Below are 23,069 nucleotides of genomic sequence, written 5' to 3'. Positions count from 1 at the left end.
CATATAAATAAAAAAACGTTCATCCAACAAAGGGACGAACGTTTTCGCGGTACCACCCTAGTTATAAGAAATAAATACTTTAGATATATTTAATTTCTCATCACTCAATTATCATATAAACGTTAACACAAAGTAGCGTTCAACTATTTAACTTGTACTTTTCACCAACCAGTACATCTCTAATTAAAGTTAAATAGTTTACTCATCTTTATGCGAATTCAAATTTATTTTAAGTATTTTTGTCTAAATTGTCAACGCTCAACAAAATCATAAGGTGAAACATTTCCCATATTAATCATTGGATTAATTTGATAAATCGTTTCTTCACTTAAAGTAATATGTTCGATTGCACTATTCTCATCTTTATCATCATTTTTTATTTGTTCATCGTTCGTTTTTACATCTATATTAACCTGACTAATGTCAAAATAATTTATAATTAATGTTTTTAACTGTGTATGTCTCTCTTGCCCTTGCGTATTTAAGCCAATGTCAAAAGATTTTGGCTCTCCTAATAACACTAAAGATTGTTTTGCACGTGTTAGACCAGTATATAATATGGGTCTTTGCAACATCCTAAAATATTGTTTAACTATAGGCATAATAACAATAGGAAATTCAGAACCTTGTGATTTGTGTATTGATGTACAATAAGCATGCGTGAGTTCTAATAAATCTTGTCTAGTAAATGTAATTTCATTTCCTTCAAAATCGACAATCAGAACATCCTTGTTAAGAGCATTTTCTTTAGCCCAGAATATACCTACTATGACTCCAATATCTCCATTAAAAATATTATCATTTGGTCGATTCACTAGTTGTAGCACTTTGTCTCCTTTTCTGAACTTTACATCGCCAAATTCTATTTCTCTTGTATCCTTTTCTTTAGGATTTAAAATATCTTGTAATACTTGATTAAGCCTTTTTATTCCTGCGCTTCCTTTGTACATAGGAGCTAAAACTTGAATATCGCTCATATTATATCCTTTATTTACAGCGCTAGATACTACTTTTTCAACTACAGCTGGGATTTGTTCTACATGACAATGAATAAAACTTCTATCATGATAGCGCTGTGTAATATCTATTGATTCATGATGCTTCATACGATGAGCTAAATCAATAATACTAGAGCCATCTTGTTGGCGATAAACTTCTGTTAAATTTACTCTTGGAAATGCTTTAGATTCAATTAAATCTTTAAATACTTGTCCAGGACCAACAGACGGTAATTGATCCTCATCACCTACTAGAATGATTTGTGCATCTAGTGGAACAGCACTTAAAAATTGGTGAAACAACCATGTATCAATCATTGACATCTCATCTATTATAATAAGTTTAGCTTTAATTTCATTATCAAGAATATCTTCTGGTTGTGTATCTTGATTCCATCCTATTAAACGATGGATAGTCATTGCTTCTAAGCCAGTTGATTCTTGTAAACGCTTTGATGCTCTTCCAGTTGGGGCGGCTAGTACAATTGGATAATCATCTTCTTGATAATCGGAATATTTGAGGGAAAGGCCATGAATTTCAGCGTATAATTCTACAATCCCTTTAATAACGGTTGTCTTACCTGTCCCTGGCCCCCCAGTAAGTAACATTATTTTTGAATTAATCGCAGTTTCAAGTGCTTCTTGTTGTGATTTTGCGTAACTGACATTATTTTGATCTTCTATTTCACCAATATGTATTTGTAAATCCGATTGTTCTATTACTTTAAAATGATTTTTGTATGTTTTGATTCGATACAAATTTTGAACACTTTTGAGTTCTGAATAGTATAAACTTGGGATAGCAACATGATTATTCTCTAAAATAAGTTTCTGTTCTTCCGAAAGTATTTGTAGAACATATTTTAATTGTTGGAGTTCAATTGTTTCATCTAAATGCTTATCTGAAAGCATATTTTCTGTTGTTTCTAATACAATATTTTCATCTAAATATGTATGTCCTTGTTTTATACATTCTTCTTCAAGAGTATATAGTAATCCAGCTTTTAAACGTTCTGAATCATTAAAAGCAATGCCATTATTTCTAGCTAAAGTATCAGCCTTTTGAAAACCTATGCCTTTTACATCATAAACTAATTGATATGGATTATTTTCTAAAACTTTTAATGTTTCTGATTGATAAAACTGATAAATCGCCATTGATAGTTTTGGGCCAAAACCTAAATCATGTAATCGAATCATTATTTTTTCTGATTCTTGATTAGCACTAATCTGTTCTGCTATCTGTTTTTGTTTTGTTTTTGCTAAACTAGGAACATTTTCAAGAACAGAAGGATTGGCTAAAATATCATTTATTGCATTTTCTCCTAATGTATTTACTATGTTCTGAGCAGTCTTTTTACCAATACCTTTAAATAAATCACTAGATAAATAACTTATAATAGCATCTTTAGTTTGAGGTAGTTCTTTTTCAAATGTTTCAGCTTTAAGTTGTTTACCATAACGAGGATGTTGAACGATTTGTCCTTTAAACGTATAGACATCTCCTTCAACAATATCAGGAAAAAACCCTACCACTGTAGGAAGATTATCAAATGACTCATTTGTTTCAATGGTGTCTACTTTTAAAACAGTATAAAAATTATCTTTATTTTGAAAAAGTATGGTATCAACTGTTCCTTTAACCATTGAGTAATCAAATAGCGTAGGGTTTGACATATTATTCCTCCTCGTTGTTTAGAGATTTAAATGTTTGTTTAGCATGCTGACTTAATAAATGCTTAGGATCAATTTGAATAGCTTTATCAAAATACTGAATTGCTTTATCAGCATCCTCAGTTTCCATATACGTTGCAAGACCTAAATTATATAATGCATCTACATGATTAGGATTAATAGATAAAACATAGTTTAATTGCTTAATGGCTTCTTGAAACATTTCTAAATGACATAATGTTAAACCATATTGAAATTGAACTTCTGTGTCCAAAGTTTGATCTAATTCAGCAGCAGTCATAAAAAATGGTAATGCTTCTCTTTGTGCATCTAATTGGCTAAAAGACATACCAATCATATAATTAGTATCAATGGGATTCATATGATATTTGAGTGATCGTTGATAAAGTTTTATCGCTTCTTGAAAACGCGATTGTTCATAATATAGATTAGCTAAATTATAGTAAACAGCTCCATTTTTGTCATCTATTGTTATCGCTTTTTGGAAGAATCTTTCTGATTTCTCAATCTCACCCACATCAGCTAAAAGAATACCAGCATTAATATAATTTTCAACCATATTAGGATTCTCTTCAATATTATTAAATAGTGCTTTAATAGCCTCTTCATAATTACCATTATTCATCCACTGATATATTGTTTCTTGTTCAATCATTTCTATGTCTCCATTTCTTAAAATATATTTATAATTAAAAAGAAACCGTTAGTACTCATTTAAAATGAGTTAACGGTTTAATAAAAATTAAACAACATAGCTAAGTTGACCTGTTGTTTTATATACATCATCTATAGTAGCGCCACCTAAACAAACGTCTCCATTGTAAAATACAACTGCTTGACCTGGTGTGATTGCACGAACAGGTTCATTGAAGATAACTCGAATAGATTGTTCGTCTTCTTTTTGAACAAATACTTTAGTATCTTTTTGACGATATCTAAATTTAGCAGTACATTCAAAGCCATTTTCTAAATCAACAGGGTTTACAAATGAAGCGTCTGAAGCAATTAAATAATCACTATATAATGCATCATGATGGAAGCCTTGTTCGACATATAAAATATTATCTTCAAGATTTTTACCAACAACAAACCATGGATCTCCATCTCCACCAATGCCTAATCCATGACGTTGCCCAATAGTATAGTACATTAATCCACTGTGTATACCCATTTTTTTACCATCGAGTGTTCTCATTTCACCAGATTGTGCTGGTAGGTATTGAGAAAGAAAAGACTTAAAATTACGTTCTCCGATAAAGCAAATACCTGTAGAATCTTTTTTCTTAGCAGTAGCTAGATCTTGTTCCTCAGCGATTCTACGAACTTCTTTTTTCTCTATATTTCCAATTGGAAACATGACTTTAGATAATTGTTCTTGAGATAATTGATTTAAAAAGTATGTTTGATCCTTGTTATTGTCAACTCCACGTAACATTTCTACATGTCCGTCTTCATGTCTACGAATTCGTGCATAATGACCAGTAGCCACATAATCAGCACCTAATTTTAATGCATGTTCTAAAAATGCTTTGAATTTAATTTCTTTATTACACATTACGTCTGGATTAGGTGTACGACCTTTTTTATATTCATCTAAGAAATAAGTGAATACCTTATCCCAATATTCTTTTTCAAAATTTACAGCATAATATGGAATACCAATTTGATTACATACAGCTATGACATCATTATAATCTTCTGTAGCTGTACATACACCATTTTCATCTGTGTCGTCCCAATTTTTCATGAATATGCCAATGACATCATACCCTTGTTCTTTTAAAAGGTATGCTGTGACTGAACTGTCTACACCTCCAGACATACCAACTACAACGCGTATATCTTTATTTGACAAGTCCTATTCCTCCTTAAATTTATGATATATTTTATGAATTTCAGAAACGATATATTTTATATCTTGTTCAGTAGTAATTTCATTAAAACTAAATCTAACAGAATGTTTTGCTCGATCTTCATCTTCATACATAGCAGCAAGTACATGTGAAGGAGTTGTTGAACCAGCTGTACATGCAGAACCAGATGAAACATAAATATTTGCTAAGTCTAATAAAGTTAACATTGTTTCTACATCTATAAATGGAAAATATAAATTAAGTATATGGCCAGTCGTTTCTACCATTGAACCATTGACTTCAAATGGAATCGCACGTTCTTGCAAACTTACTAAAAATAGTTCTTTTAAGTTCATTAAATGAATATTATTTTGGTCTCGATTTTGATTAGCTATTTCTAGAGCTTTTGTCATCCCAACAATTTGTGGAACACTTTCAGTTCCAGCACGTCGTTTAGTTTCTTGTTCTCCACCTATTTGAGAATACTCTATTGGTGTATTGTTTTTAACTAATAAAATACCAACACCTTTAGGACCACCAAATTTATGAGCAGTAATACTCATTGTATCAATTTTAAACTCATTAAATTTAATATCTAAATGACTAATCGCTTGTACTGCATCTACATGTAATAAAGCATTTGAATTAGAAACAATATTTTCAATATCATAAATAGGTTCTACTGTACCCACTTCATTATTAACAAACATTATAGATACTAATATAGTATCGTCTGTCAATGATTCTTCTAATTGATCTAAGTCAACTTTACCTGTATCGTCTACATCTAAATATGTGACTTCAAACCCCTCTTTTTCTAGTTGTTCGAATACACGTAAAACAGAATGATGTTCAATTTTTGTAGTAATAATATGATTACCTAAATGCTCATTAGCATAAACTAAACCTTTAATAGCAGTATTATTTGATTCCGTAGCACCACTAGTAAAAATAACTTCACTTGGTTTAGCCCCTAGTAATTGAGCAACATGTCTTCTAGATTCATCTAAATAGCGTCTAGCATCTCTACCAACTGTATGAATAGATGATGGATTACCATAGTGCGATTGATATATATCCATCATTGATTCAATCACTTCTGGTTTGACTGGTGTAGTTGCAGCATAATCTGCATATACTTCCATTTTTAAGTACACTCCTCACAATATTATCAATGTTCCTATAATAGCACCTCATTATAAAATTTTCTACCTTATTGATTATGAATTGATATATTTAACTATTTTTCATTTATTTAATATTTTAAAAATGAGCAATTTAATAACTATAATAGATTGAAGTTGTTAAACTATGAGATAGTAAAAATATAAAGGAGAATAATATATGTCTGATATAAAATTTTCTGCATTGAATTTAGTACCAATACGAGAAGGTCAAAGTGATAAAGATGCAATTGATGATATGGTGGTTTTAGGTCAGAAATTAGATGAATTAGAGTATGAGCGTTATTGGATTGCCGAACATCATAATGCTCCTAACTTAGTAAGTTCAGCTACATCATTATTAATACAACATACCCTTGAACATACTCATAAAATTAAAGTTGGTTCAGGAGGTATTATGCTCCCAAACCATGCACCTTTAATTGTTGCTGAGCAATTTGGTACATTAGAAACTATTTATCCTAATCGTGTTGATTTAGGATTAGGTAGAGCACCTGGTACTGATATGATGACAGCAAGTGCATTAAGACGTGATCAACATAATGGTGTATATGCTTTCCCTGAAGAAGTAGAACAGTTACAAACATATTTTGGTCCCGCAAATAAACAAGCTTATGTAAGAGCTTATCCTGCGGTAAATAAAAATGTACCGCTATATATACTTGGATCATCAACTGACTCTGCACATTTAGCTGCAAGAAAAGGTCTGCCATATGTTTTCGCAGGTCATTTTGCACCACAACAGATGAAAGAAGCAATTGAAATCTATCATGACTTATTTGAACCCTCTGAAGTATTAGATAAACCATATATGATTGTATGTTTAAATGCTATAGTAACAGAAACAGATAAAGAAGCAGAATATTTAGCAAGTTCTTTAGCACAAGTTTTTATTAGCATTGCTCGTGGTAGAATGCAACCCGTTCAACCACCGACTGATGATTTAAAAGGTCTTTTAACACCGAGAGAATATGAAATGGCGAAACAAAGATTTGATGATTCTCTTATTGGTTCTGAAGAAACTGTAAAAGCTAAATTAGAAGCATTTTTAGAAGAATATGGTGATATTGATGAAATAATGGCCGTAAGCTATATTTATGACCAAGATAGACAATTTGAATCATATGAGCGTTTTAAACGAGTAATTCAAAAATTAAATAAATAATATTGATTAAAACCTGTTGAATATAAATAAATTGTCAACAGGTTTTAAATTTTTCATAAAAAAAGAGTGATGACTAAAATCATCACTCACAATTTTAATTATTTATTATCTTTTTTGTCGTCTTTACTGTCGTTATTTCCACCTGTATATTCATTAATTTTATCTTTTACTTTATTTACTTGTTCGTTATCGCTATTTTTAAATTTCTCTGCTGCATCTTTTGCTTTATCCATGAATCCCATATTGAAATTCTCCTTTCGAATTTAAGCATTTAATTTTTAATAAGTAATTTTTACTTACATTAATCAAATACCACAGTAAAAAAGTTTTAAACATAATTCATTTAAATTTTTAAATGTAAAACATATAACCATCTAAATCGTTGTCTGATTCTACATAATCAGCTAAATATTTTAATGTTGTGTTATCTAAGACTTCTCTAACGGCATCTCTCATTCGTAACCATAATTCTTTTTGTGCTGGCGGTTCAGAATTTATACTTTCTACAATAGTAATAGGTCCTTCTAATAATCGAATGATATCGCCAGCTGAAATTTCTTCAGAGGGGGCTCTTAATTGATATCCACCCTTAGCACCACGAATACTTCGAATTAATCCAGCATTTCTTAAAGGACCCACGAGTTGCTCTAAATATAAATCACTAAGTTGATTTTCTTCAGCGATTGTTTTTAATGATACACACCCTTGCCCTTCTCTTTTTGCTAGGGAAATCATTAATGTTAACCCATATCTCCCTTTCGTTGATATTTTCATAGTTTTACCTCACTTAATTCGAATAATATAGTCCCATTCTATCATTTTTTCAGTTAATATAGTAATAGAAAGGTGTGAAAAAATTGAATACTGAACCCTTAGCTTCAAGAATGAGACCTACAAATATAGATGAAATTATTTCACAACAACATTTAGTTGGTCCTAGAGGCATAATAAGACGTATGGTGGAAACTAAAAAATTATCTTCTATGATTTTTTATGGACCTCCTGGAATTGGTAAAACAAGTATTGCTAAAGCCATAGCTGGCAGTACTGAATATAAATTTAGACAATTAAATGCAGTAACTAATACAAAAAAAGATATGCAAATGATAGTTGAAGAAGCCAAAATGTCAGGTCAAGTTATTTTATTATTGGATGAGATTCATCGTTTAGATAAAGCTAAACAAGATTTTTTATTACCACACTTAGAAAATGGTAAAATCATTTTAATTGGTGCTACGACTTCTAATCCTTATCACGCAATTAATCCAGCGATTCGCTCACGTGTACAAATTTTTGAATTATACCCACTTGATGAAGACGACGTATATCAAGCATTGACTAGAGCATTAAATGATGATCAGAATGGTTTAAAATCTTATCACCCTAATATCGATGAAGATGTACTAAAATATTTCTCAACTCAAAGTCATGGTGATGTAAGAAGTGCTTTAAATGCTTTAGAATTAGCAGTATTAAGTGCTGAACAATCAAATAATCAGAGATATGTTACTTTAGAAGATGCTAAAGATTGCTTGCAAAAAGGTGCTTTTATCAGTGATAAAGATGGTGACATGCATTATGATGTCATGAGTGCATTTCAAAAGTCTATCCGTGGAAGTGATGTTAATGCTGCTCTACACTATTTAGCAAGATTAATTGAAGCTGGTGATTTGCCAACTATCGTCCGACGCTTACTAGTAATTAGTTATGAAGATATAGGTTTAGCCTCTCCTAGTGCTGGTCAAAGGACATTAGCAGCTATTCAATCAGCTGAACGACTTGGGTTGCCTGAAGCACGAATTCCTCTAAGTCAAGCTGTAATTGAATTATCACTATCACCTAAATCTAATTCAGCTATAAAAGCGATTGATAGTGCGCTAAGTGATATCAGAAAAGGAAAAGTTGGACAAATACCTGATCACCTACGTGATGGTCACTATCAAGGAGCAAAAGAATTAGGTCGATCTATTGGATATAAATATCCCCATGATTATGAGAATGGTTATATTAATCAACAATACTTACCCGATGCTATAAAAAATAAAAAGTATTATGAACCAAAAACTACTTCTAAAAGTGAACAGCAATTTAAAATAGTGTATGATAATTTAAATCATAAAAACTAATAAAAACTATGGAAAAGATGATAATACTCTTTCATCTCTTCCATAGTTTTTTATTTATTCCCTTTATCTTTTATTCGACGTACCGGAATATCTTTTAAAATATCATTTACGACATAACTTGCACAAATTAAACCTACTGTGCTTGGTACAAATGCATTCGAAGATGGAGGCATTTGACCTTTTCGATTTATTGCATTTGAATCTCCAACCGTTTTCTTAACATCTTCACGTATTACTATTGGACTTTCATCTGAAAAAACTACAGGGATTCCTTTTTTTATTCCAAGCTTTTTTAATTTATTGCGAATAATTTTTGCCATGGGATCCATATATGTTTTTGAAATATCAGCAATTTGAAATCGTGTTGGATCTATTTTATTAGCAGCACCCATACTTGAAATTAATTTTATACCTCTATTTAAACACTCTTTCATTAAATGAACTTTGTATATAATTGTGTCACTGGCATCGATAAAATAATCAATATCATAATTATTAAAGATGTCTTCATATGTTTCTTCAGTATAAAACATATGAAGAGGTGTGACTTTACAATCTGGATTAATAAGTTTAATTCGCTCTTCCATTAATGTTACTTTGCTTTGACCTATGGTAGTAGTTAATGCATGAATTTGACGGTTTACATTAGTGATATCTACGTCATCTTTATCAATGAGAATAATATGACCAATGTTAGTTCTTGCTAATGCTTCAGCAGCAAATGAACCAACTCCACCTACTCCTAAGACCGCCACTGTTTTACCTTTTAATAAATCTAGTCCTTCTTGTCCATAGGCTAATTCATTTCTAGAAAATTGATGTTTCATAATTAACTCCTTTACTAAGTAAACGTTAATACTATATTAACAGAAAAAAGCAAAAAAAAATACGTAAGGCTTTATGCCTTACGTACCGATAGAGTCCGTAATTGCCGTAGTAATAAAAGCTTGATCATTCGGCCTGCTATATACAGGTGGGTGCCCTGTTTCTTGTTTTGCAAGTCCTCCAAATGAGGCGTGTGCGCTGCAAGAAAACCTATTGGGCTCCCTGATCAAAAAGTGTTAGGCCCAAATAAAAAGCAAACATACGAACAACACAGATGACTATCTTATATATGTATTTTATCATAGAAATCATAATAATTAAATCCTTAGATACGGTAGGTAGTCTATTTATTTTGTGGAATTATTCAACTATATAAGTTTACATAATATAATTATTGTTATTTAATTTTGAGTCTACTTTTACAAAAAAAGGAACGGAAAATTAATTCCCGTCCCAATTTAGTACTACAGGTATTTTATTTTTAAAACAACATTAATGACGAATTCTTAATGATAATTCTTCTAATTGTTTATCAGATACGTCACTTGGTGCATCCGTTAATAAGCAAGTCGCAGATGCAGTTTTAGGGAAAGCAATAGTATCACGTAAGTTAGTTCTATTTGTAAGTAACATAACTAATCTATCTAAACCTAATGCGATTCCTCCATGTGGTGGTGCACCATATTTAAAGGCATCTAATAAGAAACCAAATTGATCTCTAGCTTGTTCTTTAGTAAATCCTAAAACTTCAAACATTTTTTCTTGTAATTCGCCGTCAGAAATTCTAATTGAACCTCCGCCTAATTCGTATCCATTTAATACGACATCATAAGCGTTTGCTTGAACTTTTTCGGGTTCAGAGTCTAATTTAGCAATATCTTCTTTTTTAGGTGATGTAAACGGATGGTGCGCAGCAACATAACGTTTAGCATCTTCATCATATTCTAATAAAGGCCAATCTGTTACCCATAAGAAGTTTAATTTTGATTCATCAATTAATTTTAACTCTTTTGCAATTTTAATTCGAAGTGCACCTAAACTTTGTGCTACAACATTTGGTTTATCTGCGACAAACATTACTAAATCTCCAGATTTAGCCCCAGTTAATTCTTTTAATGTGTTAACATTCTCTTCTTTAAAGAATCTTGCAATCGGACCACTTAAGCCTTCATCTACAACTTTCACCCAAGCTAGCCCCTTAGCACCATATATATTCACAAATTCTGTTAATCCATCCATATCTTTACGAGTATAGTTATCTGCAGCACCTTCAGCAACGATTGCTTTAACTTCTCCGTTGTGTTCTACAGTATCTTTAAACACTTTGAAATCCATTTCTTTTCCTAATTGAGACACATCTTGCAATTCCATACCAAAACGTGTATCTGGTTTATCAGAACCATATCGTTTCATTGCTTCATCATATGTCATACGAGGGAATGGTGTCTGGATATCAATACCTTTTACATCTTTTACAACTTTAGAAAGCATTTCCTCGCCCATTTGAATAATATCTTCTTGATCAACAAAACTCATTTCGATATCTACTTGTGTAAATTCTGGTTGACGATCAGCACGTAAATCCTCATCACGGAAACATTTTACAATTTGATAGTATTTATCAAAACCACTAATCATCAATAATTGTTTAAATAACTGTGGTGATTGTGGTAAAGCGTAAAATTCGCCTTCATGTACACGAGATGGCACTAAATAATCTCTCGCACCTTCTGGTGTAGATTTTGTTAATACGGGTGTTTCAATATCAAAGAAGCCGTTATTATCAAGATATTGACGAATTGAGCGAGTCGTTTGATGTCTCATTTTAAATGTTTGAGCTAATTCTGGTCGTCTTAAATCTAAATAGCGATATTTAAGACGAATATTTTCATCAACACTTTGATTTTCTTCATTAATTGAAAATGGCGGTGTAACTGATTTATTAATGATATTAATATTAGATACTTGAACTTCTACTTGTCCAGTTTTAATTTTTGGATTAACTGTTTCTGGATCTCTTTTTGTTACTGTACCTTCAACTTCGACCACATATTCTGATCTTACAGTTTCAGCAATAGATAGAGCTTCTTTTGAAAAATCTGGATTAAATACAATTTGTACAATCCCTTCTCTATCACGTAAATCAACAAAAATAAGGCCTCCTAAATCACGTCGGTTATGAACCCAACCTTTTAGTGTTACTTTCTGACCTAATAATTCTTCAGTTACTAAACCACAGTATGTTGTTCTTTTACCCATTATTTATTCTCCTTTTCTTTATTAAAGAAACTAACTACTTCATCTAATTGAATTGTTTTTGTTTCACCTGTAGACATTTCTTTAACATCAATTTTATTATTGTCTAGCTCTTGGTCACCTATTACAATCGTATATTTAGCATTTAAACGATCAGCTTGCTTCATTTGTCCCTTAATTTTTCGATTTAAGTAATCTTTATCAGCTTTCACGCCATGTTTTCTTAAATCATTTAAAAGTTTCACGCTATATTGTTCTGCTTTTTTACCCATCGTTACGACAAATAAATCAAAATCTTCATCTACGTTTAATTCTATGTCTTCTTCTTCAAGTGCAAGAAGTAATCGTTCAATACTAAGGGCAAAACCTATTCCTGTTTGCTTAGGGCCATCTAATAACTCAAGAAGTCCATTATAACGACCACCACCACATAGTGTAGTAATAGCACCTTCATAATTTGGATTATCCATCATGAGTTCAAATGCAGTATGAGTATAATAATCAAGTCCACGCACTAAATTAGGATCTTCAACATAATTAATATCTAGTTGATCTAAATGATGTTTAACCGCTTCATAATATGCCTTTGAGTCATCATTTAAGTAATCTGTAATTCTTGGAGCATTTTTAACTGCTTCTTTGTCTCTATCAATCTTACAATCTAAGATTCTCATTGGATTTGTATGCAAACGTGATTGACAATCATCACAGAATGTATCAATGACAGGTTCAAAATGCTTAATTAATGCTTCATTATATTCTTTACGAGATGCTTGATCTCCTATACTATTAATCACTAGCTTTAGATGTTTTAAACCAAATGATTCATATATATGCATTACCATTGCTAATACTTCTGCATCAATACTTGGATTTTCTGCTCCTATTGCTTCTACACCAAATTGATTAAATTGTCGATAACGTCCTTTTTGTTTTCGTTCGTATCTAAACATTGGTCCATTATAGTAAAGTTTAATAGGTTGATTAGGGGCGCCTTGCATTTTATTTTCAATATATGAACGTACTACTGCTGCAGTTCCTTCAGGTCTTAATGTAATACTTCTATCACCTTTATCTTTAAACGTATACATCTCTTTTTGAACTACATCAGTAGAATCTCCTACGCCTCTTGCAAATAAATCAGTACTTTCAAATATTGGCGTACGTATCTCTTTATAATTGTATAATTTCATTAATTCATCTAATTTGTTTTCAATATATCGCCATTTCGCCGACTCTTGAGGTAAAATATCTTGTGTTCCTCTAGGAATCTTAATCATACAATCACTCCTTCTAAATTGTTGTTAAGTATTTAATTACTTTAATAAAAAAAGTCCCTTATATAGCCTCATACTATATAAGGGACGATATACCGTGTTGCCACCCTAATTGAGAATAAATAATATTCTCCACTCATCACGTGTAACGTACGCAAACCGGCTTTATTTTATCAAAGCACCTTTTCTTGTGTTCAAAGATACTAATGTATAAGTATAATCTTTCAGCCTAGGATTAATTCTCTTAACAATAATTACTATTGCTCACTATTTCATTAGTCTTTTCAAGAATACAAACGGTATTATTTATAAAGTTCACTAATCATGATACCGACTTTACGAAAAGTTTGCAAGTATTATGAAGCAAAATATTGTTTTAATCCATCTACAACCGCTTCTTCTACAATCTGTCTATGTAATTGATCTCTAATCATTTTTTCATCAGTAGGATTACTAATGTAACCCAATTCAAGCAAAACAGCTGGTTTATTTGTTTGTCTTAAAACTTGATAATTTTGTTGACGAACACCACGATTAGAAAGTAATGCCTTTTTTTGAATATTTGCATTTAATGTTTCAGCTAATATTTCTTGACTATCTTTATACCAATATACTGTAGCACCATTGGCATTTTGACTATCTAAAGAATCATTATGAATACTTATAAATACATCACCAGTTGCCTTTCTATCTTCTAAGCTTATATAACTATCATCAGTTCTAGTCAATTTAACATGAGCACCTGCTTTTTCTAATGTACGTTTTAATTCAAGTGCTGTTTTTAAAGTATAATCTTTTTCGAGAGACTTACGAGACGTAGAACTTGAGGCGCCCTGATCACTACCTCCATGACCAGGATCAAGCACCACGGTTTTATTTTTCAAAGGATTTTCTTTTTTATTAACATCAGCTTTAATATTCAAACTTGTATGCCAACCAGCCACCCATCCTTTTTTATCTCCCTTAGCATTTTGTATTTCAATCCATTTTCCTGAAGTCTTTATCTTTTTAAAACTATCTCCTTTTTCAACTTTATATATCACTGGGTAGCCTGCATTAGGCCCTGTTCTTATTTCAGCATCTTCCGTCATTGTTATTCTATTACTATCTTGATCATTATGATTCAGAAACATAAATAGTAATATTACAAAAAGAATAAATAACAATACTACCACTATCGTCAGCATATTTTTTAGACCATGCTTAGTTAACCATGCATCTAATTTATTCATATTACTTTGCCATCCTGACTTTCATATATAATCGTTACAGGACCATCATTAATAATTTCTACTTCCATATCTGTACCAAATTCACCGGTTTGAACATCAATATCGTACTTTTGAAGCTCAGAGTTAAACTTATCGTATAACGTTTTGGCATCTTCAGGCCTCATAGATTGTGAGAATCCAGGTCTATTCCCTTTTTTAACTTCTGCATAAAGTGTGAATTGAGAAATAGATAAAATCGCACCATCAATCTGTTGAATATTTAAATTTAATTTTCCATTATCATCTTCAAACAAACGTGCGTTAACTATTTTCTTTGCTAATACTTCGATATCAGCTTCTGTCGAATTTTTACCTATACCTACTAATAAACAATATCCTTTGTCAATTTGGTTATGAATTGATTTATTAGTAACAGATGCTCGTTTTACTCTTTGTACAACTATTTTCATATCTTAGCCCCCTCTTAATTCCATACTCTAGAAACCGTATAAATATCACTTAATTGTTTAAGTTTTTCAACTACACGAAATACATCATTTACATTTTTAACCATAACACTAATTGTAATAATTGCATTTTTATCGATATCAGATCGCGCATTCATTTTAATAATACTTCCTACTGTTGAATTCACGGCTTGAATCACCTCATTGAGTAACCCATTACGATCATATGCATTGACTTCTAAATCAACTTGATAACGTTGTGTTGAATCTTTTGATTTAACCCATTCGACATTAATTAATCGTTCTGTTTCATTTTTAATATTTGGGCAATCTGATCTATGAACTTTAATACCATGTCCTTTAGTGATATACCCAACAATATCATCCCCTGGAATTGGGTTACAACACTTAGAAAGTTTTATTAAAACATTTTCTAAACCTTCGACATAAACACCACTATCAGTAATGATATCTTCTTTAATTGGTGACGTTTTAATGACTTCTTGTGCTTCATTTAATGCTTTTTGTTTATCTTGTATACGTTGTCTTTCTGTTAACTTATTCACTACTTGTAGTGCAGTAACACCACCAAAACCTACTGCAGCATATAAATCGTCATCATTTGCAAAATGATATTTTTCATTAACTACTTCGATATTTTTTTCAGTTAGAATTTCATCAACACGATAACCTTGTTCTTTAATTTCCGCTTCTACCATGAATTTTCCTTTTTCTATATTTGAAGAGCGATCTTGCTTTTTAAAGAAACTTTTTATTTTACTTTTTGCTCCAGATGATTTAACAATTTTCAACCAATCTCTACTTGGACCATATGAATGTTTACTTGTGCGAATTTCAATAATATCGCCTGTCTTAAGTATATAATCTATTGGCACAATTTTGCCATTCACTTTTGCACCAATCATCTTATTACCTACTTCACTATGAATGGCATATGCAAAATCAATAGGTACTGCACCATAAGGTAATTCAATAACGTCACTTGCTGGTGTAAACGCATATACTTTATCACTCTGTAAATCATATTTAAGGGATTCCATAAATTCTTGTGCATCTGAAGAAGTGTGATCAGTTTCTGCAAGCTCTTTTAACCAGTTAAGTTTATTTTGGAAATCTTGCGTTTTAGAATTAACTGTTTTTCCTTCTTTATATGCCCAATGCGCTGCCACCCCATGCTCAGCAATTTCATGCATTTCAAATGTACGAATTTGAATTTCTAGAGGATCACCATTAGGTCCAACAACAGTAGTATGTAAAGATTGATACATATTTTGCTTTGGCATAGCGATATAGTCTTTAAAACGACCAGGCATCGGTTTCCATAATGTATGCACAAGTCCTAAAATGGCATAACAATCATTAATTGAATTTACAATTACTCGTATAGCTAATAAATCAAATATTTGATCAAATTGTTTTTTCTGTTTTACCATCTTACGATAAATACTGTAAATATGTTTAGGACGACCGCTTATTTCACCTTGGATATTCATTTTATTCATTTCAGTTTGAATTTTATCCATAGCATTTTGAATATATGCTTCACGTTCACTACGTTTTTTCTTCATTAAATTAACAATTCTAAAATACTGAACACTATCAATATAACGTAACGCAATATCTTCCAATTCCCATTTAATGGTATTAATACCTAGACGATGCGCTAAAGGTGCATAGATTTCTAATGTTTCTTTGGAAATACGAATTTGTTTTTCTCTAGCCATTGCTTTTAACGTTCTCATATTATGTAAGCGGTCAGCTAATTTAACTAATATGACACGAACATCCTTAGCTATTGCAATAAATAACTTTCTATGATTTTCAGCTTGTTGTTCCTCTTTAGAACGGTATTTAACTTTTTTCAACTTAGTTACACCATCTACAATTCGTGCAATTTCTTCATTAAACATATTCTTTACATCTTCAAATGTATATGGTGTATCCTCTATCACATCGTGTAAAAAGCCAGCTACAATTGTTGGTCCATCTAAGCGCATTTCTGTTAATATACCTGCTACTTGAATTGGATGCATGATATAAGGTAGCCCATTTTTTCGAAATTGTCCTTGATGTGCTTCATAAGCAATATGATAACTTTTTAAAACATATTGATAATCATCTACTGATAAATAGGATTTAGCTTTATTTAGTACTTCATCAGCACTATATGGATACTCGTTATTCAATATATGACACCCCGACTTTTTAATATTTCAAATACTCTACCGATAATCGAATCATTGAAAATCAAGAAATTTCTTTTCGTTACTTAATTAATCCGAGTACCACTCCTATTAATTAAAGATGCGTGAGTATTAATGTAATTTTAACAAAAGTATTAAAATCTCTAAAAGATTAACTTTGTTGTAAATAATAGTTATATAATACTACAAGTTTTTAAATAAATAAATGTGATTAGATTAATGATGATGTAACAATAAATAAAAAAGCGAGATAGTATTCAATTTGAATTCCTACACTCGCTTTAACGTATATATTGATCTAGTTACTAAATTAATGACTATTCATCGTAAGACATTAAACTCATGACATCATAGTCTTTAATTTTTTCCATACCATTTAAATATTTTAATTCAATAATAAAAGCTATTCCAACAACAATACCACCTAATTCTTCTACTAATTTAATCGCCGCTTCAATTGTTCCACCTGTAGCTAATAAATCATCGGTGATTAAAACACGTTGTCCTGGTTTAATTGCATCTTTATGCATTGTTAAAACATTTGTCCCATATTCTAAGTCATATTCATAGCGAATAACTTCACGTGGTAATTTTCCTTCTTTTCTTACAGGTGCAAATCCAATTCCCATTGAGTACGCAACTGGACAGCCAATAATAAATCCTCTTGCCTCAGGGCCTACCACAATATCGACGTTACGATCTTTTGCATACTTTACAATTTGATCAGTTGCATAACCGTATGCTTTACCATTGTCCATTATAGTCGTAATATCTTTGAAACTAACACCTGGTTTAGGCCAGTCTTGTACTTCTGATACATATTGCTTTAAATCCATTTAAAAATTTCCTCCTATGTGTTAAGCTTTTTGAGCTTTAATCCAATTCTTAAGATGTGAAAAGTCATCATAAAGCATTAGTTTTTCAACTTCAATTCTTGACTGTCTCAATTGATAAACTTGACTCGACTCAATAGATTGCTTACTTGGATTCTCATTTATTTTAATTATACCATTTTCTTCGTAAATAAAACTTAGGTCAAGAAATACTTTTAAAATAAACTTTAAAGTGTTTGGCTTAATATTTAGATGTTGACATAATTGTAAGCCTTCTTTTTCTAAGTTCATTTCTTTCTTAGTAAATAGTGCTTTATAACTTTGTTTAAATAGATTATCACTTGGTAACCCTTCAAAATAAATTGAGTGTTGATGTAGTAATACTAAGTATAATTGTGAGTATTCTAAATGTTTTAGCGATTGTCTAACACTATCTAAATCAGTTGGTAAATCACGAAATACAATCGTATTATAAGATGAATCAATTGTTTCTCCATAGTGAAAATAATTATCACCTAGCTTTTCTTTTTTAGAATGAATGACAAATGCAACATCTTTAGAAGAAGTATCAATATTGAGTTGTTTACGTTTACTTCTATAATCTAATATTTGTTCATCCTTAGTAGCCAAATCTTGGATAATCATTTGAGGTGTTTGAGCACCATTCCAATCATTTATTTGTAAATGTCCTATGACATTAATAGGTTGACCTAATTCTATTTGTGTAATTAAATGACCATTTTTCCAAAATAAATGTTGTAGCTTAACTTGGCCAGTTACTAATTTCAAATGATTTTTATCTTTTCCAATTGCTTTAACATCATTAACTTCTATATCATCTAATTCAAATAAAGGCTTCTCAAAATCAGTACCAAAAGGTTTTAGCATTTTAATATCATGAATATTTGATACAGTAACTTCATCTTCTAAAAGTTTTGTCGTAACACGTTTCGTTGGTTCTAAAGACGTATATTTAGAAAATTGATTCATCCATTCCTTTAGTCCCTTTGATAATGCATCAATATTATCAATCTCCATCGTCATTCCAGCTGCCATATGATGACCACCAAATTTAGATATCAAATCTTGATGTGCACTTAAAATTTCGAACATAGAAACTTGTTCAATGCTTCTAGCTGAACCTTTTGCATGATTTTGTTCTAAATCTATATTTAAAATTAGAGTTGGTAAAGCGTAGGTTTCTACAATTTTTGAAGCTACAATGCCTAATACACCTTCATGCCAACCTTCTTTTGCTAACAATAAAAACTTGTCGCCATTTTCAACTTTTTCATTAGCCATCAATAGTGCTTCTTCTGTAATTTGAGCTACAATATCTTTACGTTCAATATTAAATGCCTCTACTTGTTCAGCTAAAAAACTTGCCTCTTCAGAATCTTCTGCCATTAGTAATTCCACAGCTAATGACGCATCTTCTAATCTACCTACCGCATTTAAACGAGGTCCAATAATAAATCCAATTGTTTCTTCATCTACTTCATCATTAAACCCTGCTTGATTTAATAATGATTGTATTGGAAATGGACAGGACTGATTTAAATATTTAAGTCCTTCTTTAACAATTGTCCGGTTTTCATCAGTCAGTGACACTAAATCTGCAATCGTACCAATTGTTGCAAGACCTTTGAAATACTCTGGTGGATGATCTATTAAACATTGCGACAATTTGTATGCGACTCCAGCTCCACATAAATATTTAAATGGATACTCAAATTCTGGATGCATAGGATGAATAATCGCATATGCTTTTGGTAATGTACGTCCTATTTCATGGTGATCTGAAACTATTACATCAACTCCTAATGCTTGTACCATTTCTATTTCTTCGTGACCTTGTATTCCGTTATCCACTGTAATGATAAGAGATACACCTTCATCATAGGCATTTTGAAAGGCATATTTATTTGGACCATATCCTTCACTAAATCGATTAGGAATATACCAACCGACCTCAGCGCCCAGTTTTTGTAATGTTTGAACTAGAATTGTTGTGGACGTTACTCCATCGGCATCATAATCTCCATATACTAATATTCTTTCATTTTTATCAATCGCTAAGTTAATGCGATCTACAGCTTTTTGCATATCACTCATTTGCCATGGATCATGCTTTATATTTTTTTCATTGATTAGTGCATTTATCTCATCAAATTGTGTAATTGATTTACTTTCTAAAACTTTTTTTACAATAGGAGATAAATTGAATTCCTTAATAATTTCAGACGATATCTCTTGTTTAGGTGCTTCATAAAGCCATTTATATTTAGATTGAATCATAAAGTTATCCTTCCTTTTTCCACAAGCAATTATACCTAAAAAAAGAAGAAATAAAAAGAGGAAGAAACACTGAATTCAATTAGAATCCTTATGTTTCTTCCACTAAGTTTATACGATGTATTTAATTATACTAAGATTTTTTCATCATTTGATTTTTTCTCTTTATAAACTACAAGCTTACCATTCTCAGATTTTTTCAACTGACGTTTCTTCATGATGCCCCATAGTGGAACTGCAATAAAGATAGAAGAGAATACACCAGATAATAATCCGATAAGTAATGCTAATGAGAAGTTAAATAGACTTGATGCGCCAAAGATAAGTATGGCAATCACCACTACCACAACTGTAAGAACTGTATTGATAGAACGAGTCATTGTTTGTCTAATAGATCGATTAACAATATCATCAATTTGATGTGGTTCTGTTATTACCTTAATTTTATGAAGGTTTTCTCTTACACGGTCAAAAGTAACAATCGTATCATTTATTGAGTAACCCACAATTGTTAATATTGCAGCGATAAACGTAATATCTACTTCAAGTCTAAATAAACTGAATAAAGCAACAATAATAAATACATCATGTAGTAATGCTAAGACAGCCGAAAGACCCATTCTCCATTCAAATCTTAATGAAACATAGATAATAATACCAATAGCTGCATAAATAAGTGCTTTCATAGCATTTTTAGCTAATTCTTGACCAATCATTGGAGAAACTGTATTAACTGTCGGTTTATGACCATATTGATCATTTACAGCTTTATTAAGTTTCAATGTCTCATCTTTAGATAAATCTTTCTTAAATTGAACTGTTGCCTGTTTATTTTCATTACCATTAATTTGAATTTGATCAGGTGTCAAACCAATATCTTTTATTGTACGTTCAACTTTAGTTTGAGATAACTGCGTATCAGAATTAAGATCAACCCTAGTACCAGATGAGAAATCAATACCTAAGTTAAGTTTAAATATACTTAGTATAATTATTCCAACTACTAAAATTAGAATACTTATTCCAATTAACGGTTTTGCTAATTTAACAATATTCCATTTTTCAAAAGCTGTTTTTAAGTCATGAACATCTACACCTTCATTGATATCATGGCGATCATTTTTATTTACACCAAACATCCAATATTTCTTCTTAAAGTAATTAGAAGAAACTAAAAGTGATAATAGACCTCTTGATAAGAATACAGCTGTGATGAATATCATTAAAATGCCTAATAATAACATCGTTGCAAATCCTTTAACTGAACTTTGACCAAAGAAAAACAACACTGCTGCTGCAATAACAGTTGTTAAGTTTGAATCAAAAATTGTTAAGAAAGAACTTTTATTTGCTTTAGAATAAGCTTGTTTAAGTGTTCGTCCTATTCTAAGTTCATCTTTAATCCGTTCGTACATTATGATGTTTGCATCTACAGCCATGCCAACACCTAACACTAATGCTGCTAGACCTGGTAATGTAAGTACACCTGAAATAAAGTTAAATGCTACTAATGTTAAATAAATATATACTGTTAAAGCAATCACTGCCACAATACCTGGTAATCTGTAAAAACCTACCATAAATAAATAGATAATTGCGACACCAACCATTGATGCAAAGATTGTTTTATCTAATGCATCTTGACCAAATTGTGCACCTACTGAGTTAGAATAAACTTCTTTTAAATCAACTGGTAATGAACCTGCATTTAATAATTCTGCAATTTGCTTAGCACGTTCTACACCTTGTTGACCTTCGAAGCCACCTGAAATTTCTACACTGTCTGAATTAATGGGTTGATTAACTGAAGCGGCTGAAACGTATTTTCGTTTATCTTCAGGTTTTTTCAACTCTTTATGATAGCTATCACCTTTTTTATAATCTAACCACACTACCATCATATTTTCTTGTTTTTTAGAAATTTCTGAAGTGACTTTTTTAAATTTTGCACGATCTTTTAATTTAAAAGTTACTGCAGGTTCGTTTGTACCTTGTTTAAATTCTTGTTTTGCAGAACCTTGTACAATATCTTTACCTGTTAATTTAACGTGGTCATCAGCATCACGTATAGTCAAATTCGCTTGTGAAGACAAAATTTTCCGAGCTTCATCAGGATTTTTGACTCCTGCGAGCTGCACCCTAATTCTATCAGGGTCTTCAACTTGAATATGAGGCTCAGATACGCCTAATACGTTAACACGATTTTCTAAAGTTTGAGCAGTAGATTGTAAAGCCTTATCATCGATTTTACCATCACCACCAAGTGGTTTAACTTGATACAGTACTTCGAAACCACCTTGTAAATCCAAGCCTAGATTTACATTCTTTACTACATTCTTATATGTAAAGCCCATACCTACAAATAGTAGAGCTACAATGAGTATGAATGCAATGATTTTACTTGTTTTTTTCACATGAACACCTCATTATATACTTATGTAATTAGAATAATCTTTTAATAAACCATGTGCAAGTGAATTAAAGATTACAACTATGTGACAAGACTTATCTATCTTAACATAACCTGTTTATTAGTGTAATCAAGATAAATAGTTAATAAAAAAACATTCCACGACAATAGTTGGACTGACCCCAATTAGTGGGAATGATATAAAAACACTTTCGTTGAATTCATATTAAAATGAATCATGCGGAGGTG

Annotated in this window: 17 protein-coding genes and 1 other RNA gene; 2 read left to right on the top strand and 16 right to left on the bottom strand. The window is 31.2% G+C overall.

Annotation, left to right across the window (positions count from 1 at the left end; translation table 11 throughout):
* Window positions 1-251: 251 nt before the first annotated feature.
* The 4 genes from recD2 to AC2FB1_RS03915 form a co-directional block, all read right to left on the bottom strand.
* Window positions 252-2,675 carry an SF1B family DNA helicase RecD2 gene (gene recD2, locus AC2FB1_RS03930; RefSeq protein ID WP_490673987.1) on the bottom strand — a complete coding sequence of 808 codons (2,424 nt, stop codon included), beginning with the start codon at window positions 2,673-2,675 and terminating at the stop codon, window positions 252-254.
* Window position 2,676: 1 nt separating this feature from the next.
* Window positions 2,677-3,348 carry a tetratricopeptide repeat protein gene (locus AC2FB1_RS03925; RefSeq protein ID WP_490673986.1) on the bottom strand — a complete coding sequence of 224 codons (672 nt, stop codon included), beginning with the start codon at window positions 3,346-3,348 and terminating at the stop codon, window positions 2,677-2,679.
* Between the two features lie 87 nt (window positions 3,349-3,435).
* Window positions 3,436-4,548: a tRNA 2-thiouridine(34) synthase MnmA gene (gene mnmA / locus AC2FB1_RS03920; protein WP_490673985.1), complete on the bottom strand. Its 1,113-nt coding sequence runs from the start codon at window positions 4,546-4,548 to the stop codon at window positions 3,436-3,438.
* Window positions 4,549-4,551: 3 nt separating this feature from the next.
* Window positions 4,552-5,691 (bottom strand): cysteine desulfurase family protein, encoded by a 1,140-nt coding sequence (locus AC2FB1_RS03915; protein ID WP_490673983.1) that lies wholly within the window; start codon window positions 5,689-5,691, stop codon window positions 4,552-4,554.
* Between the two features lie 199 nt (window positions 5,692-5,890).
* On the opposite strand from AC2FB1_RS03915, the gene AC2FB1_RS03910 reads away from it, so the two are divergent.
* Window positions 5,891-6,895: an LLM class flavin-dependent oxidoreductase gene (locus tag AC2FB1_RS03910; protein WP_490673982.1), complete on the top strand. Its 1,005-nt coding sequence runs from the start codon at window positions 5,891-5,893 to the stop codon at window positions 6,893-6,895.
* A 98-nt stretch (window positions 6,896-6,993) separates the two neighbouring features.
* Here the strand turns inward: AC2FB1_RS03910 and AC2FB1_RS03905 are convergent, their stop codons facing one another.
* Both AC2FB1_RS03905 and cymR read right to left on the bottom strand, forming a co-directional pair.
* Entirely contained in the window at window positions 6,994-7,137 is a 144-nt protein-coding gene (locus tag AC2FB1_RS03905) for an SAS049 family protein (RefSeq protein WP_017176172.1), read from the bottom strand.
* Between the two features lie 109 nt (window positions 7,138-7,246).
* On the bottom strand, window positions 7,247-7,669 hold the full coding sequence (gene cymR / locus AC2FB1_RS03900; protein ID WP_490673980.1) for a cysteine metabolism transcriptional regulator CymR: 423 nt from the start codon (window positions 7,667-7,669) through the stop codon (window positions 7,247-7,249).
* A gap of 83 nt (window positions 7,670-7,752) precedes the next feature.
* Between cymR and AC2FB1_RS03895 the strand changes: the two genes are divergently transcribed.
* Window positions 7,753-9,021 (top strand): replication-associated recombination protein A, encoded by a 1,269-nt coding sequence (locus tag AC2FB1_RS03895; RefSeq protein WP_490673979.1) that lies wholly within the window; start codon window positions 7,753-7,755, stop codon window positions 9,019-9,021.
* A gap of 50 nt (window positions 9,022-9,071) precedes the next feature.
* Here the strand turns inward: AC2FB1_RS03895 and AC2FB1_RS03890 are convergent, their stop codons facing one another.
* From AC2FB1_RS03890 to secDF, 10 genes are all read right to left on the bottom strand, one after another.
* Window positions 9,072-9,848: a tRNA threonylcarbamoyladenosine dehydratase gene (locus AC2FB1_RS03890; protein ID WP_490673978.1), complete on the bottom strand. Its 777-nt coding sequence runs from the start codon at window positions 9,846-9,848 to the stop codon at window positions 9,072-9,074.
* A gap of 88 nt (window positions 9,849-9,936) precedes the next feature.
* A non-coding RNA gene (gene ssrS / locus AC2FB1_RS03885) (6S RNA) lies at window positions 9,937-10,126 on the bottom strand.
* 212 nt (window positions 10,127-10,338) lie between these two features.
* Complete coding sequence (gene aspS / locus AC2FB1_RS03880; RefSeq protein WP_490673977.1) at window positions 10,339-12,105, bottom strand: aspartate--tRNA ligase; 1,767 nt, start codon at window positions 12,103-12,105, stop codon at window positions 10,339-10,341.
* Window positions 12,105-13,382: a histidine--tRNA ligase gene (gene hisS / locus AC2FB1_RS03875; RefSeq protein ID WP_490673976.1), complete on the bottom strand. Its 1,278-nt coding sequence runs from the start codon at window positions 13,380-13,382 to the stop codon at window positions 12,105-12,107. The genes aspS and hisS overlap by 1 nt, the downstream gene beginning before the upstream one ends.
* A 353-nt stretch (window positions 13,383-13,735) precedes the next feature.
* A complete protein-coding gene (locus AC2FB1_RS03870) occupies window positions 13,736-14,611 on the bottom strand; it encodes an N-acetylmuramoyl-L-alanine amidase family protein (RefSeq protein WP_490673975.1) in 876 nt (291 codons plus the stop codon).
* Complete coding sequence (gene dtd / locus AC2FB1_RS03865; RefSeq protein ID WP_490673974.1) at window positions 14,608-15,060, bottom strand: D-aminoacyl-tRNA deacylase; 453 nt, start codon at window positions 15,058-15,060, stop codon at window positions 14,608-14,610. The genes AC2FB1_RS03870 and dtd overlap by 4 nt, the downstream gene beginning before the upstream one ends.
* Window positions 15,061-15,074: 14 nt before the next feature.
* Window positions 15,075-17,264 carry a RelA/SpoT family protein gene (locus AC2FB1_RS03860; protein ID WP_490673972.1) on the bottom strand — a complete coding sequence of 730 codons (2,190 nt, stop codon included), beginning with the start codon at window positions 17,262-17,264 and terminating at the stop codon, window positions 15,075-15,077.
* Window positions 17,265-17,599: 335 nt separating this feature from the next.
* Window positions 17,600-18,118 carry an adenine phosphoribosyltransferase gene (locus AC2FB1_RS03855; RefSeq protein ID WP_490673971.1) on the bottom strand — a complete coding sequence of 173 codons (519 nt, stop codon included), beginning with the start codon at window positions 18,116-18,118 and terminating at the stop codon, window positions 17,600-17,602.
* Between the two features lie 21 nt (window positions 18,119-18,139).
* Window positions 18,140-20,413, bottom strand: a complete 2,274-nt coding sequence (gene recJ, locus AC2FB1_RS03850; RefSeq protein WP_490673970.1) for a single-stranded-DNA-specific exonuclease RecJ — start codon at window positions 20,411-20,413, stop codon at window positions 18,140-18,142.
* A 125-nt stretch (window positions 20,414-20,538) separates the two neighbouring features.
* On the bottom strand, window positions 20,539-22,824 hold the full coding sequence (secDF, locus tag AC2FB1_RS03845) for a protein translocase subunit SecDF (RefSeq protein WP_490673969.1): 2,286 nt from the start codon (window positions 22,822-22,824) through the stop codon (window positions 20,539-20,541).
* Window positions 22,825-23,069 lie beyond the last annotated feature (245 nt).

The sequence above is a fragment of the Staphylococcus sp. CoH_129_LAB_1 genome (genome assembly GCF_058191515.1).
Note: the sequence above shows the minus strand (reverse complement) of the source record. Positions and strands in the feature narration are given on the sequence as shown.

Coding starts and splice junctions, on each gene's coding strand:
- recD2 (WP_490673987.1), bottom strand. CDS start 2,675: ATGTCAAACCCTACGCTATTTGATTACTCAATGGTTAAAGGAACAGTT.
- AC2FB1_RS03925 (WP_490673986.1), bottom strand. CDS start 3,348: ATGATTGAACAAGAAACAATATATCAGTGGATGAATAATGGTAATTAT.
- AC2FB1_RS03915 (WP_490673983.1), bottom strand. CDS start 5,691: ATGGAAGTATATGCAGATTATGCTGCAACTACACCAGTCAAACCAGAA.
- AC2FB1_RS03910 (WP_490673982.1), top strand. CDS start 5,891: ATGTCTGATATAAAATTTTCTGCATTGAATTTAGTACCAATACGAGAA.
- AC2FB1_RS03905 (WP_017176172.1), bottom strand. CDS start 7,137: ATGGGATTCATGGATAAAGCAAAAGATGCAGCAGAGAAATTTAAAAAT.
- cymR (WP_490673980.1), bottom strand. CDS start 7,669: ATGAAAATATCAACGAAAGGGAGATATGGGTTAACATTAATGATTTCC.
- AC2FB1_RS03890 (WP_490673978.1), bottom strand. CDS start 9,848: ATGAAACATCAATTTTCTAGAAATGAATTAGCCTATGGACAAGAAGGA.
- aspS (WP_490673977.1), bottom strand. CDS start 12,105: ATGGGTAAAAGAACAACATACTGTGGTTTAGTAACTGAAGAATTATTA.
- hisS (WP_490673976.1), bottom strand. CDS start 13,382: ATGATTAAGATTCCTAGAGGAACACAAGATATTTTACCTCAAGAGTCG.
- AC2FB1_RS03870 (WP_490673975.1), bottom strand. CDS start 14,611: ATGAATAAATTAGATGCATGGTTAACTAAGCATGGTCTAAAAAATATG.
- dtd (WP_490673974.1), bottom strand. CDS start 15,060: ATGAAAATAGTTGTACAAAGAGTAAAACGAGCATCTGTTACTAATAAA.
- AC2FB1_RS03855 (WP_490673971.1), bottom strand. CDS start 18,118: ATGGATTTAAAGCAATATGTATCAGAAGTACAAGACTGGCCTAAACCA.
- recJ (WP_490673970.1), bottom strand. CDS start 20,413: ATGATTCAATCTAAATATAAATGGCTTTATGAAGCACCTAAACAAGAG.